Here is a 13069-nt window from a genome sequence, read left to right on the forward strand (position 1 = left end):
TCGGGCCGTTTGCGCGGTCCGCCCGACAATGCAGGGAGGCATTCAGTGAGTCTGCGACCCCTCACTCCGCAGGAGCGTGCCGACGCCTTGGGCAAGGCCGCCGCCGCCAGGACCACCCGGGCCACCGCCAAGGACCGGCTCAAGACCGGGGAGCTGACCATCACTGAGCTGCTCAGCGCCGGGGAGACTGACGACGCGATCGCCCGGATGAGGATCGTCGAACTGCTCGAGGCGCTTCCCGGCATCGGGCGGGTGCGAGCCGCGGCCATCATGGACCAGCTCGGCATCGCCGCGTCGCGCCGGGTCCGCGGGCTGGGAATTCACCAGCGCCGGGCGCTGGTAGATTTTATAGACGACAAACAGCCCGGTCCGCCGCGCTGACCCAACCCCGCCTAAAGGAATATGTGAGCAAGAAACCGGGACTAACAGTCCTCGCCGGCCCGACGGCTGTTGGCAAAGGCACCGTGTCCACCTACATCCGGGACAACTATCCCGAGGTCTGGTTGTCCGTTTCGGCGACAACGCGGGCGCCGCGGCCCGGAGAAGTCGACGGAGTCCACTACTACTTCAAGTCACAGGAAGAGTTCGAGTCCCTGGTGGCTGCAGGCGAACTCCTCGAATGGGCCGTCGTGCATGGACAGAACACCTATGGCACACTGAAGAGCACGGTCAACCAGGCCATCGCCGAGGGGCGCCCGGTGCTGCTGGAGATCGATCTCCAGGGAGCACGCCAGATAAGGCAGGCCGTTCCTGACGCGCAGTTCGTGTTCCTGGCCCCCCCAAGCTGGGACGAATTAGTGCGCCGGCTGGTGGGCCGCGGCACGGAAAGCGCCGAGGAACAGCAGCGGCGGCTGGAAACCGGTAAAGTAGAACTTGCTGCTGAACCGGAGTTCGACCACACCGTTATTAATGACGACGTTCGCCGGGCAGCGGACGAGCTTGTTTCACTCATGGGGCTGATCCCCCACCCGCACTAACCGCGGGAAGCCATCAGCCCGTAAGAATTTGGAGAATTCGTGTCCACGAACCTTGAAGGCATCATCAACCCGCCGATCGACGAGCTGCTGAAGGCCGCCGATTCGAAGTACGGACTGGTGATTTTCGGCGCCAAGCGCGCCCGCCAGATCAACGCGTACTACGCCCAGCTGCACGAGGGCCTGTTCGAGTACGTCGGCCCGCTGGTCGACACCAAGCTGAACGAGAAGTCGCTCTCCATCGCGCTGCGCGAGATCAACGAAGGCAAGCTCGTTTCCACGCCGATCGAACCTGCAGAGTAATTACGCAGCCGCAGGCGGAGGTCACGTGCGCATAGTCCTCGGAGTCGGGGGAGGGATAGCCGCCTACAAGGTGGCGTCGCTCCTCCGGCTTTTTACTGAAGCCGGCCATGACGTTACCGTCATCCCCACGGAGGCCGCGACCCGTTTTGTCGGCGTCGCCACCTGGGAGGCGCTGTCCGGGCATCCGGTCAACAACAGCGTCTTCGACGAGGTGCACACGGTCAACCACGTCCGCCTCGGCCACGAAGCCGAGCTGATCGTGGTGGCCCCCGCCACCGCCGACCTGCTGGCACGCGCTGCCACCGGCCAGGCCAACGACCTCCTGAGCAACACCCTGCTGATGGCCGGCGGCTGCCCGGTGCTGATGGCCCCCGCCATGCACACCGAGATGTGGCAGCACCCGGCCACCCAGGCCAACGTCGAGACGCTCCGCAGCCGCGGCATCACCGTACTGGAGCCGGCCTCCGGCCGGCTGACCGGGTCGGACTCCGGACCGGGCCGGCTGCCGGAACCCGAAGCCATCTTCGAAGCGGCCCTGGCTCTTGCCGGCGCGCCGCCGGTACCCGCGACGGCGCCGCCGCCGGCGTCGGATGCCGTGCCTTCTTCGCCCCGGGGTCCGCTGGTCGGGCTCACCGTCACCATCAGCGCCGGCGGCACCCGCGAACCCCTGGACCCCGTCCGGTTCCTCGGCAACCGTTCCTCCGGCAAGCAGGGCGTGGCGCTGGCCGCTGCCGCCCGCGACGCCGGCGCCAACGTCCGGCTGCTGGCCGCCCACATGGACGTCCCGCCGCCGGCCGGCGTGAACGTGGTCAAGGTCGAGACCGCCCTGGAGCTCCGCAAGGCCGCCCTGCACGCCGCCGCCGACTCCGACGTCATCATCATGGCCGCCGCCGTCGCCGACTTCCGCCCGGCGGACGTCTCCGGGACGAAAATCAAGAAGCGCGACGACGTCGCCGATCCCGTCATCTCGCTCGTCCGGAACCCGGACATCCTGCGCGAGCTCGTCGAAACCCGGGATGCGGCCTCCCGCCACCAGCTCATCGTCGGGTTCGCGGCCGAGACCGGCGACGCGGAAGGCGACGTCCTGGACTACGCCGCCGCCAAGCTGCGCCGCAAGGCCTGCGACCTGCTGGTGGTCAACCATGTGGGACAGGACAAGGTTTTCGGTGAGGACACCAACTCCGTAGTCATCCTTTCCCGTTCCGGCTCCGAACCCCAAGAGGCGTCGGGTTCCAAATCCGACGTTGCGGCTGCCGTGATTGACCGCATCAGCGCCGAGCTGAGCCGGGTTGTCCCGCCCGCCTGAACCGGCGTAAGCAACGTCTCCTTAGCACGGGGACACACGCCGCCGGACGACCGTTTTCCAACCAGTAAGGTAGTTGAGTGACTTTACCGCTGCACATCCCTGACTTTCATGGGTCCACGCCCGCCTCACTCCGGCTCTTCACGTCCGAGTCGGTGACCGAAGGCCATCCCGACAAGATCTGCGACCAGATCAGCGATGCGATCCTCGATGCCCTGCTGGCCAAGGATCCCGAGTCCAGGGTTGCCGTGGAGACACTGGCGACCACAGGGCTGGTCCACGTTGCCGGCGAGGTCACCACCGACGCCTACGTCGAAATCCCGCAGATCGTCCGGGAAACCATTCTCGGCATCGGCTACGACTCCTCGGCCAACGGTTTCGACGGCGCACGCTGCGGTGTGTCCGTCTCGATCGGCCAGCAGTCCAACGACATCGCCGGCGGCGTCTTCAATTCGCTCGAAGCCCGCGAGGGACGCCAGGAGGACGACTACGACCTCCAGGGCGCCGGTGACCAGGGACTGATGTTCGGCTACGCCAGCGACGAGACCCCCTCCTACATGCCGGTTCCGATCTGGCTCGCGCACCGTCTTTCCGAACGGCTCACCGAGGTCCGCAAGAACGGCGAACTGTCCTACCTGCGCCCCGACGGCAAGACCCAGGTCACCGTCGGCTACGAAGGCGACCGGCCCGTCTCGGTCGAGACCGTGGTGATTTCCAGCCAGCACGCCGAGGGCGCCAGCCTGGATCAGCTCCGCGCCGACCTCGCCGCCCACGTCGTTGACCCGGTCATGGCGCTGTCCAACCTGGACATCTCCCGGGCCAAGAACATCCTGAACCCGGCCGGCGCCTTCGTCATCGGCGGCCCGGTCGGCGACGCCGGGCTCACCGGCCGCAAAATCATCGTTGACACCTACGGCGGCATGGCCCGCCACGGCGGCGGTGCCTTCTCCGGCAAGGACCCGTCCAAGGTCGACCGCTCTGCGGCCTATGCGATGCGCTGGGTGGCCAAGAACGTGGTGGCTGCCGGTCTCGCGAAGCGCGCCGAAATCCAGATCGCCTACGCGATCGGCCAGGCCCGCCCGGTGGGAACCTACGTCGAGACCTTCGGCACCGAGACCGTGGATCCCGCCCGGATCAGTGCCGCGATCGCCGAGATCTTCGACCTGCGCCCCCGGGCCATCATCGATGCCCTCGACCTCAAGCGCCCGATCTATGCCAAGACAGCCGCGCACGGCCACTTCGGCCGCGAGGATCCCGACTTCACTTGGGAGCGGCTGGACCGGGTGGATGCGCTGAAGGCTTTCTTCAACGCCTGAGACGCCCCTGTCCCGGTCTGGAGATGCGGTCTTGGACTGCCGTCTTGAACTAATGTCACTGCCCTGTGATGTGCTGTAGCCAGGCCGCCGATCCCGGCGGCCTGGCTATTCTTTGTTGAGCCGGCGCTTCCTGGCCCGGCACTGACCCGTTGCTGAAGGGAGGACATCCGCGATGAGCCCGATCCATGGCGCGGCAGTGCCGGAAGAGCCCCTGCAGCTCTCGCTGCTCCAGGGCTTTCCAGCTTCCGCAGCCGCGTCCTCCGGCCCTCCCCTCGCCGCCCGGCTTCCCGTGGCCCGGGTGCGGCTCGAGTCGTCCCTTCCGCACCTTGACCGGCCCTTCGACTACAGCGTGCCCGCAGGGCTCGACGCCGCGTCGCAGCCAGGTGTCCGGGTGAAGGTGAAGTTCAACGGCCAGGAGCTGGCCGGATACCTGATCGAACGGGTGGCCGAATCCGACGCCGGGCACCCCCTCATCCCGCTGCACAAAGTGGTCTCTCCGGTCCCGGTGCTGACGGCCTCCGTCGCGGACCTCGCTTACCGGGTCGCGGCCCGTTATGCCGGCAACGTCAGCGATGTGCTCCGTGTCGCTGTGCCGCCGCGGATGGCCAAACTCGAGAAGGACCTTGCTCCCGATGGGGTCCTGGATCCGGCCCTCTTCGTGGACGGGGCCGACAGCGGGGCGGGGCCGGCCATCCCCGCCGGTCTGGAAGCCTCCAGCTGGTCCTCGTACCGCAACGGCCCGGCCTTCCTGCAGCACCTCAACGCCGGGGAGTCTCCGCGGGCCGTGCTCGGCGCGCTCCAGGGCTATGGTCCCGGAGGCTGGCCCCGCCTGGTTGCCGAGGCGGTCGCGGCCGTGCGCCTGTCCGGCCGCGGCGCCGTCGTCGTCGTGCCCGACTACCGGGACCTGGACCGGGTGGAAGCCGCCCTCCTGCAGCTCCTGCCGGCCGGGGACATCGCCCGGCTCACCGCGGACGACGGCCAGACCCCGCGCTACCGCAGTTTCCTGCGCATCCTCAGCGGCGCCGCCGGTGTCGCCGTCGGCACCCGTTCCGCCGCCTACGCGCCCGTCCACAATCTCGGCCTCGTGGTCTGCTGGGATGACGGCGACGACCTGCACATCGAGCAGCGCTCACCCTATGCCCACTCCCGCGAAGTCCTGCTGCTGCGCGCCGAGCAGGAGGGCGCCGCGTGCCTGCTCGCGGGACACACCCGGAGCACCGAAACGCAGCGCCTCGTCGAGGCAGGGTGGGCGTGGCCGGTGGAAGCGGACCGCGCCGTCGTCCGCCGGATCGTTCCGCGGGTGTTGAACACCGCGGACAGCTACGAACTCGAACACGATCCGCTGGCCAGGATCGCCCGGCTGCCGGGCGCCGCCTGGCGCGCCGCCAAGGACGGGCTCGAACGCGGCCCGGTCCTGGTCCAGGTCGCCAGGGCGGGCTACGCGCCATCGCTTGCCTGCGACAACTGCCGGGAACCGGCGCGCTGTACCGCCTGCAGCGGGCCGCTCGCCATCGCCGGGGCCAGCGGGAGCTCCGCCGTGCCGCAGTGCCGGTGGTGCTCCACGCCGGCGCCGGCCTGGCGCTGCGGCACGTGCAACGGGGTCCGGCTCCGGCGGGGCGCCACCGGGGCGCTGCGCACGGCCGAAGAACTGGGCCGAGCCTTCCCGGGCAAGCCGGTCCTCACCTCATCCGGTGACCGGGTGCTGGCCACCGTTCCGGATTCGAAAGCCCTGGTCGTGGCCACGGTCGGCGCGGAACCCGTCGCGGCCGGCGGTTACGCGGCGGCGCTGCTGCTTGACGGTGACTCGCTGCTGCGGCGTGAGAACCTGCGGGCGGGGGAGGACGCCGTCCGTCGCTGGTTCAACGCAGCGGCCCTGGTCCGGCCTGCCGGTGACGGCGGCCTGGTGGTCATCACCGCGGACGACGCAGCCGGCGTCGGGGCCCTGCTGCGCTGGGACCCTGCCGGCTACGCCCAGCGGGAACTGTCCCTGCGCCAGGAACTGCAGCTCCCGCCGGCCGTCCGGGTCGCGTCCATCACCGGCGGCCGGACCGCCGTCGGGCACTTCGGCCAGGCCGTCGAGCAGCAGCTGGGCACGCAGGGGATTGTCCTGCGGACCGCCGGCCCGGCCCCCCTCGTGATGTCCGGCGCCCCGGGCCCGGCAGGATCCCCGGGAAAAGCCGATGAGGACGTGCGGACGCTGCTGTTTATCCCGTACGGCCAGGCCGCACAGGTGACCAGGGTGCTTCGCGCGGTCAAGGTCGCGGCTGCGGCCAAACGCACCGACGACCCGGTCCAGCTGCGGCTCGACGGCGTGGATGTGCTCTAGGACTTTCGGCGCGGATTCGTTCGTCGCGCCGGCTACTTCCGGTTTACGTTCTTTGGATGCCCCGAGCGGCGCGCGCGCAGCGCCACAGCCTCTTCGGCGACGTCCAACAGCCTCCGGGCGGATTCGTCCCAGCTGAAGTCTGCGGCGCGTTCCACCGAGCGGCGGGACCGGGCCTTCCACAGGTCCGGCTCCTCAAGCTTCCGGACCGCGGCGGCGAACTCCGCCGGGGAATCAGGGTGGACGTAGCTGACGGCGTCGCCGCCCACTTCCCGGAAGATCGGGATGTCGCTGGCGATCACGGGCGTGCCGTGCGACATGGCTTCAACCAGGGGCAGTCCGTAGCCCTCCGCCCTGGAGAGGCTGATCAAGGCCGTGGTGCGTCCCAGCATGGCCTCATACTCGGCGTCGGTCACGCCGTTGTGGAAGACGATGTCAGCGCCCGCCGGTGCCAGGGCTTCGAGTTCGGCCCGCCGATCGGGGGTGATCCGGCTGAGCAGGTGCAGGGTCATGTCCGGGAGCTCCGCCATGCCCCGGATCATGGTCTCCACGTTCTTGTACGGCATGAAGGAACCCATGTACAGCAGCGTCTTGTCCGCCCCCGCGCCGGGGTCCCGCGGCGTGTGGCCGTGCTGCGGGGCGTTGCCGACGATCCGGACGGGACGCCGGGTCAGCCGGTACTTCGAGATCAGCGCGGCGGTCGTGGAACTGATGGTGGCGACGACGTCGGCCCGGTTCAGCAGGAGCCGCTGCGGCCAGAACGCCTTGTGGTACAGCCGCCAGAGAACCCGGACCGGGGCCGGCAGGAACCCGGGAGGTGCCGGGTGTTCGTAGTAGATCAGGTCATGAAGGGTCAGCACCAGGGCGTACTTCCGGCCCCAGCTGCCCATGGTCTGCATCGGACACACCACCACGTCGGCGCCGAGCTTGTTGACCCTGCCCGCGACGAACAGCTCGGCCGGGGACAGGGGGCTGTTGATCAGGGTGTGCGGCACATCCGGAAGCAGGGCGAGCTGGCGGACGTCGCTGATCAGCATCGTGACATCGGCGATTTTGGCCGTGGCCTCGATCAGGCTGGAACCGTAGCGGCTGATGCCGTCATGGTGGTCCAGGCGGGTGAAACGGGCATCGATGAGGATTTTCACGCGGGATGGTCCTTCAGGAAGCGGCGGATGAAGCCCGCGGCGGGTTCCGGGGATTCGTAGTGGATCAGGTGGCCGACGCCCTGGATGACGTCGAGGTGCGCGTCCGGCAGCAGGGCCAACAGTGTGTGCTGGTCCGGCAGCGCGGCGATCTCGTCCTTTTCCCCGGCGATCAGCAGCACCGGAAGGGTCAGGCTGCCGGCCACTTCTGCCACATTGCCGCCGACCGAGGCCTTGAACGCCTCCAGCAGGCTCTCCCGGTCCGCAAACGCGGAGAAATAGGCGCTGTGCTGGGCATGCACAAAACGGCGGAGCCGCTTGTCCCGGGTCTTCGCCATCGTCTCGCTCATGACCCGGACTATCAGCTGGCTGCGCAGCAGGCCCTGCCCCAGCCGGCGGGGAAGTCGCGCGGCGGCTTCGTAGTACAGGACGGCGAGCTTTGTCAGGAGCCCTTTGGGCCCTTCCAGGGCGGGTGCGGCGATCGGGTTGACCAGGATGAGTTCGGAGACCGTGCCGGGGTGCGCCGCCACGTAGTGGCTCGCGACAATGGAGCCAAAGGAGTGGCCCAGCAGGACGGTGTCGGGCCCCAGGCCCAGGGCGCCGATAAAGTCGGAGACGAACCGGCCGTAGCGCTCAACGCTGTGTTCGGCACCAAGGAAGGCGGCGGAGCTGCCGAAGCCGGGGAGGTCGGGCATGATCAGCCGCATCTCGGACAGCTGGTCGGCCACCCGGAGCAGGCCATGGTGGTCGCCCCGGAAGCCGTGGATGACCAGGATGGTCCGGGTCTCCGGCGTCACGCGGACCGGTTCGTAGCTCCAGTACGCGACCCTGGTGCCGTCAAGGACGACCTCGGAGCCGTGGGTGCGGGCCTCGAGCCCGGCGCTGAACAGGGGAGTGGTGGGGGAAGGTTCGGTGGACACGTGTTCCATTCGATAAGTCCTAGTTGACTGAGTCCGGGTGGGAGCCGGTGCGGAAGCCACGTTCCAGACCGGCCAGGGCGTCCATGGCGGCGTCGTCGAGGCTGAAGCCGAAGACGTTCAGGTTTTCTTTGATCCGGGCGTAAGAGCTCGCCTTGGGGATGGTGACATTGCCGAGCTGGACATGCCAGCGGAGGATGATCTGCGCCGGGGACTTGCCATGCGCTGCGGCGAGGTCCAGCACCACCGGATCCTGCAGGATCTGGCCGCGGCCCAACGGGCTCCACGCCTCGGTGGTGATGCCGAGCTCGCCGTGCAGGGTGCGCAGCTGCTCCTGCTGGAGCCAGGGGTGCAGTTCGATCTGGTTGACGGCCGGGACGACTTCCGCGGTCTGCAGCAGACGGTCCAGGTGGGCCGGCTGGAAATTCGACACCCCGATAGCCCGCGCCCGGCCTTCCCGGTACAGCGTCTCCATGGCGCGGTAGCTCTCGGGGTACAGCCCGCGCTGTGGACAGGGCCAGTGGATCAGGTACAGATCCACATATTCCAGTCCGAGGTTCGACATGGACGTGTCGAAGGCGCGCAGGGTGGCGTCGTAGCCCTGGTCGTCGTTCCAGAGCTTGGTGGTGACAAACAGGTCCTCGCGCGAGAGCGAGGGGGAGGACTCGCCGGAACCGCCCCGGGCGTCGTCGGGGCTCACGAAACTCGACAGCGAGCCAATGCCCCGGCCAACGCGCGTCTCGTTGCCGTACATGGCGGCGGTGTCGAAATGCCGGTAGCCGGCCTCCAGCGCCATGGTCACGAGCCCGGCGGCGGCCGCGGGGGGCACCTTGTAGAGTCCGAACCCCAACTGGTCGATCAGTACTCCGTTGTTGAGGCTGAGGCGCGGCGAGGGTTTCATAGCATCGACTTTACCGACTCCGCCGCCGGGGCCGCCCACGGCGGGCCGGTTCAGGACCAGCCGTCAAAGCTGACCAGCCGCCGGGCGCTGGCCTCGTCGAGAATCAGGTCAGTGGCCAGACCCGCGGCAAGGGCACCGCGCAGGCCGTTGATCTTGGAGGCGCCCGACACCACACAGATCCGACGGCGGACCTGGCGCAGCTGCGCCAGGTCCGGGCCGGTGGAGCGTTCGTTGAGGGTGATGCCGTCCGAGGAGCCATCGGCGCGGAAGAACACGGTGGCCACATCGCCCACGACGTCGGAGGAGGCCAGGACCGCCAGGTCGTCTTCATCGAGGTAGCCGCCCGCGTAGACGTGACTGGGGTAGTCGGCGTCGACCGAACCGACGCCGAATATGGCGATACTCATGCGGGCCTGCAGTTCAAGGACCCGTTGCACACTGCGCTCATTCCACATGGCCCGTTTCGTCGCCGCGTGGTCGAAGAACGCCGGGACCGGGAACTGTTCCACCCGTGCCCCGTAGGCGCTGCCAAAGCGCCGCATGATGTCGGAGGCATAGGTGATGCCCGTGGTTTGCATGTTGCCTGCCCCGTTGAGCTGGACGATCACACTGTCGTGGGTGATCTTCCGGGTCAGGTGCCGGCTGACGGCGCTCAGGGTGGACCCCCACGCGACGCCGATGATCGCATTGGAGTCGACCAGCGGGCCGATGGTGCGCGCGGCCTGCATCGCCACGCGGTCCAGTGTTTCCGCCTCATTTAGCGTGTCCACCACCGGAACGACGTGCACATCGACCTTGTATTCGGCGCGGATCATGCTTGCCAGTTCGGGGCCCGTGTCCAGCGGACTGCGGATCTGGATCTGCACCAGGCCCGATTCCCGGGCCGAGGAAAGCAGTCGGGACACGGTGGACCGCGACGTGCGGAGTTCGCGGGCAATCGCGTCCATTGTCAGGTCCTGCAGGTAATACAACTGGGCCGCGCGAAGGGCGTCGGAGCTGCGTGAGGGCGTCATCCCATTTCCGTTCTGCACGTTTGTGCATAGTGCTTGACTCCATTTTCCATTAGTCCAAAGAATAGTGTTGAACGGCGCCGCGCCACGTGGCGCGCCGCACAGGACTAAACCCAAAGGAGCAGTTCTTGGGACAGAAGGATTCAGCCCGCAACCAGGCGTCGGCCGGCGAGCGAGCATCGGTGCAGAAGCTGCGGACGCGGCCCCACGCTCAGGTGCTGATCATCGGCGGTGGCATCAACGGAGTGGGCACGTTCCGGGACCTGGCCCTGCAGGGGGTTGATGTGGCCCTCGTGGAGCGCGGTGACTACTGCCAGGGGGCCAGCGGCGCCTCCTCGCATATGATCCATGGCGGCATCCGCTACCTTGAGAACGGCGAGTTCCGCCTCGTCCAGGAGTCGGTGGTGGAACGGAACCGGCTGCTGCGCATCGCCCCGCACTACGTCAAGCCGCTGCAGACCACTATCCCCATCTTCAGCACCTTCTCCGGCATCCTCTCCGCTCCGCTGCGTTTCCTGACCCACAAGCAGCAGGGCGCCCCCAAGGAACGCGGGGCGTTCCTGATCAAGCTCGGCCTGAGCCTGTACGATTTCTTCTCCCGTGACGGCGGCACCGTCCCCCGCCACCAGTTCCGCGGCCGCAAGCGGGCCCTGGCGGAACTGCCGCGCCTGCATCCGGGCATCAAGTACGCCGCCACGTATTTCGACGCCTCCGTCCACAACCCGGAGCGCCTGACCCTGGACGTGCTCCAGGACGGCGAGAAGGCCGGCGCTGCGGGTGCCAGTGACGCCCGCGCCAGCAACTACCTCTCGCTCGTCTCCGTCCGGGACAGCGAAGGAACCGGGCGTCCCGGAAGCACCGTGGAACTCCGCGACGAGCTCACCGGTGAACTGTTCGCCTTCTCCGCGGACGTCATCGTCAACACCACCGGCGCCTGGGTCGACCAGACCAACCAGGCGATGGGAGAGGCGTCGGCGTTCATGGGCGGCACCAAGGGGTCGCACATCGTGCTGGACCACCCGGAGCTGCTGGCGGCCTGCAACGGCCGCGAGATCTTCTTCGAACACACCGACGGCCGGATTGTGCTGATCTACCCGATGGGGGACCGGGTCCTGGTGGGCACCACCGATGTCGACGCCGACATGGCTGCGGACGCCGTGTGCACCGAGGCGGAGATCGACTACTTCTTCGACCTGATCGGCCACGTCTTCCCGGACATTTCCGTTGACCGCGAGCAGATCGTCTACACCTTCTCCGGTGTCCGTCCGCTGCCCAAGCACGACGCCACCCAGCCCGGCTTCGTCAGCCGCGACTACCGGATCGAACGCCGCCCCGGCGCCACCACGGGCGCCAGAGCAGGACAGCACGGCGGCGCCGTCGTGCTCAGCCTCGTGGGCGGCAAGTGGACCACCTTCCGGGCCCTCGCCGAACACCTGAGCAACGACGTCCTCGCCGAACTCGGGATGGAGCGGAAGGTCTCGACGGCGAAACTCGCCATCGGCGGTGGCGCCGGCTTCCCGGACAGCGAAGACGGGGTGCAGCGCTGGATCAAGGCGCACATGGCAGCCGGACGCGACGCGGACCGCACGGCCGGACTGCTGACCCGCTACGGCACCCGCGCCGAGGAAGTCATCGGCTTCCTCGACGGCACCCCGGGGACCGCCAAAGACCGGCTGCTGCACTCGACCCGCGAACTCAGCGTCCGCGAACTGGAATTCATGGCCCGGAACGAGCAGGTCGGGCACCTGATCGACGTGCTGATCCGCCGCACCTCCCTCGCCTTCCGGGGGCTGGTGACCGGCGAGCTGCTGAACGAGGTTGCCGACATCCTCTCCGGCCCGTTGGGCTGGGACACGGCGACGCGCTCGTCCGAGATCACCCACGCTCAGGAGGTGCTCAAGCGGTTCCACGGCGTCCAGGTCCACAGCCTGGTCTCCTGATAGACCTCGGCGACCGGACGGGGGACGTCCGGGCGCAAGGACTGCGTGGTCCTCTGGGGGACCGGCGCAGTGGCCGGCCGGCGGCGCCAACACGTTGCCGGCCCAACAGCCCTTCAAACTCGCGAGGGGCTGACAACAGAAAATAGAGGAGTCAAAGATGTCTCTTGGAATAGTTTTCCTGTCCGAAGTATTCGGTACCGCAATGCTGACCCTGCTGGGCTGCGGCGTTGTGGCAAACGTTGCACTCAAAGGCACCAAGGGCAACAACGGCGGGTTCCTGATGGTCACCTGGGGATGGGGCATCGCCGTCTTCTCCGGCGTTTACGTTGCCGCCATGTCCGGGGCCCACCTGAATCCCGCAGTGACCTTCGGCCTGCTGGTCAACGGTAAGACGGAGTACGCGCCGGGCGTCCCGGTGGACGTCGCCTCCACCTTCACCTACTTCGGCGGTGAACTGCTCGGCGCCTTCCTCGGTGCCGTGGTCATGTGGCTGGCCTACAAGCAGCACTTCGACGCTTCGGAGTCGGAGCCCGCCAGCCAGCTGGCAGTGTTCTCGACCGGTCCGGCCATCCGCTCCGTCCCGTGGAACCTGATCACGGAGATCATCGGCACCTTTGTCCTCGTCTTCGTCATCCTGACCTTCGGCGGGACGCCTTCGGGGCTTGGCCCGTTCGCAGTGGCCCTCCTCGTTGTCGGTATCGGCGTCTCCCTCGGTGGCCCCACCGGCTACGCCATCAACCCGGCCCGTGACCTTGGCCCCCGCGTCGCCCATGCCCTGCTGCCCATGAAGGGCAAGGGATCCTCGGACTGGAGCTACTCCTGGATCCCCGTCGTCGGACCGCTGGTCGGCGGAGGCCTCGCCGGCCTCGTCGCAGCCGTCGTGCCGATCATCGCCACCGCAGCCGCCTAACCCACCCCGCTACGCACTCCTTCAACCGCC

Annotated in this window: 12 protein-coding genes; 8 read left to right on the forward strand and 4 right to left on the reverse strand. The window is 68.1% G+C overall.

The window, feature by feature from the left end; translation table 11 throughout:
* The first annotated feature begins 45 nt into the window (after positions 1-45).
* From mihF to ACZYZ5_RS05000, 6 genes are all read left to right on the forward strand, one after another.
* A complete protein-coding gene (mihF, locus tag ACZYZ5_RS04975; RefSeq protein ID WP_463899617.1) occupies positions 46-381 on the forward strand; it encodes an integration host factor, actinobacterial type in 336 nt (111 codons plus the stop codon).
* A 23-nt stretch (positions 382-404) separates the two neighbouring features.
* Positions 405-977 carry a guanylate kinase gene (gene gmk / locus ACZYZ5_RS04980; RefSeq protein ID WP_463899619.1) on the forward strand — a complete coding sequence of 191 codons (573 nt, stop codon included), beginning with the start codon at positions 405-407 and terminating at the stop codon, positions 975-977.
* A 39-nt stretch (positions 978-1016) separates the two neighbouring features.
* Positions 1017-1277: a DNA-directed RNA polymerase subunit omega gene (gene rpoZ / locus ACZYZ5_RS04985; RefSeq protein ID WP_011692102.1), complete on the forward strand. Its 261-nt coding sequence runs from the start codon at positions 1017-1019 to the stop codon at positions 1275-1277.
* Between the two features lie 25 nt (positions 1278-1302).
* A complete protein-coding gene (locus ACZYZ5_RS04990) occupies positions 1303-2583 on the forward strand; it encodes a bifunctional phosphopantothenoylcysteine decarboxylase/phosphopantothenate synthase (protein ID WP_463899621.1) in 1281 nt (426 codons plus the stop codon).
* Between the two features lie 77 nt (positions 2584-2660).
* Positions 2661-3896, forward strand: coding sequence for a methionine adenosyltransferase (gene metK / locus ACZYZ5_RS04995; RefSeq protein WP_463899623.1), 1236 nt, complete (start codon positions 2661-2663; stop codon positions 3894-3896).
* Positions 3897-4068: 172 nt separating this feature from the next.
* The gene (locus ACZYZ5_RS05000; RefSeq protein WP_463899624.1) at positions 4069-6222 is read left to right on the forward strand and encodes a primosomal protein N'; all 2154 of its coding nucleotides are present in this window, start codon (positions 4069-4071) and stop codon (positions 6220-6222) included.
* A 32-nt stretch (positions 6223-6254) separates the two neighbouring features.
* On the opposite strand, the gene ACZYZ5_RS05005 is transcribed toward ACZYZ5_RS05000, so the two are convergent.
* The 4 genes from ACZYZ5_RS05005 to ACZYZ5_RS05020 are packed head-to-tail and all read right to left on the reverse strand — an operon-like array spanning position 6255 to position 10192.
* Positions 6255-7364 (reverse strand): glycosyltransferase family 4 protein, encoded by a 1110-nt coding sequence (locus tag ACZYZ5_RS05005; protein WP_463899626.1) that lies wholly within the window; start codon positions 7362-7364, stop codon positions 6255-6257.
* On the reverse strand, positions 7361-8290 hold the full coding sequence (locus ACZYZ5_RS05010; protein ID WP_463899628.1) for an alpha/beta fold hydrolase: 930 nt from the start codon (positions 8288-8290) through the stop codon (positions 7361-7363). The genes ACZYZ5_RS05005 and ACZYZ5_RS05010 overlap by 4 nt, the downstream gene beginning before the upstream one ends.
* A 10-nt stretch (positions 8291-8300) precedes the next feature.
* Positions 8301-9179 (reverse strand): aldo/keto reductase, encoded by an 879-nt coding sequence (locus ACZYZ5_RS05015; protein WP_463899629.1) that lies wholly within the window; start codon positions 9177-9179, stop codon positions 8301-8303.
* A 50-nt stretch (positions 9180-9229) separates the two neighbouring features.
* Positions 9230-10192 carry a sugar-binding transcriptional regulator gene (locus tag ACZYZ5_RS05020; protein WP_463899630.1) on the reverse strand — a complete coding sequence of 321 codons (963 nt, stop codon included), beginning with the start codon at positions 10190-10192 and terminating at the stop codon, positions 9230-9232.
* 125 nt (positions 10193-10317) lie between these two features.
* On the opposite strand from ACZYZ5_RS05020, the gene ACZYZ5_RS05025 reads away from it, so the two are divergent.
* Both ACZYZ5_RS05025 and ACZYZ5_RS05030 read left to right on the forward strand, forming a co-directional pair.
* The gene (locus ACZYZ5_RS05025; protein WP_463899631.1) at positions 10318-12129 is read left to right on the forward strand and encodes a glycerol-3-phosphate dehydrogenase/oxidase; all 1812 of its coding nucleotides are present in this window, start codon (positions 10318-10320) and stop codon (positions 12127-12129) included.
* 157 nt (positions 12130-12286) lie between these two features.
* A complete protein-coding gene (locus ACZYZ5_RS05030) occupies positions 12287-13039 on the forward strand; it encodes an MIP/aquaporin family protein (protein ID WP_463899633.1) in 753 nt (250 codons plus the stop codon).
* The last annotated feature ends 30 nt before the right edge of the window (positions 13040-13069 follow it).

Source organism: Pseudarthrobacter ribosi, assembly GCF_055412865.1.

Coding starts and splice junctions, on each gene's coding strand:
- ACZYZ5_RS05015 (WP_463899629.1), bottom strand. CDS start 9,179: ATGAAACCCTCGCCGCGCCTCAGCCTCAACAACGGAGTACTGATCGAC.
- ACZYZ5_RS05010 (WP_463899628.1), bottom strand. CDS start 8,290: ATGGAACACGTGTCCACCGAACCTTCCCCCACCACTCCCCTGTTCAGC.
- ACZYZ5_RS05020 (WP_463899630.1), bottom strand. CDS start 10,192: ATGACGCCCTCACGCAGCTCCGACGCCCTTCGCGCGGCCCAGTTGTAT.
- ACZYZ5_RS05030 (WP_463899633.1), top strand. CDS start 12,287: ATGTCTCTTGGAATAGTTTTCCTGTCCGAAGTATTCGGTACCGCAATG.
- ACZYZ5_RS05000 (WP_463899624.1), top strand. CDS start 4,069: ATGAGCCCGATCCATGGCGCGGCAGTGCCGGAAGAGCCCCTGCAGCTC.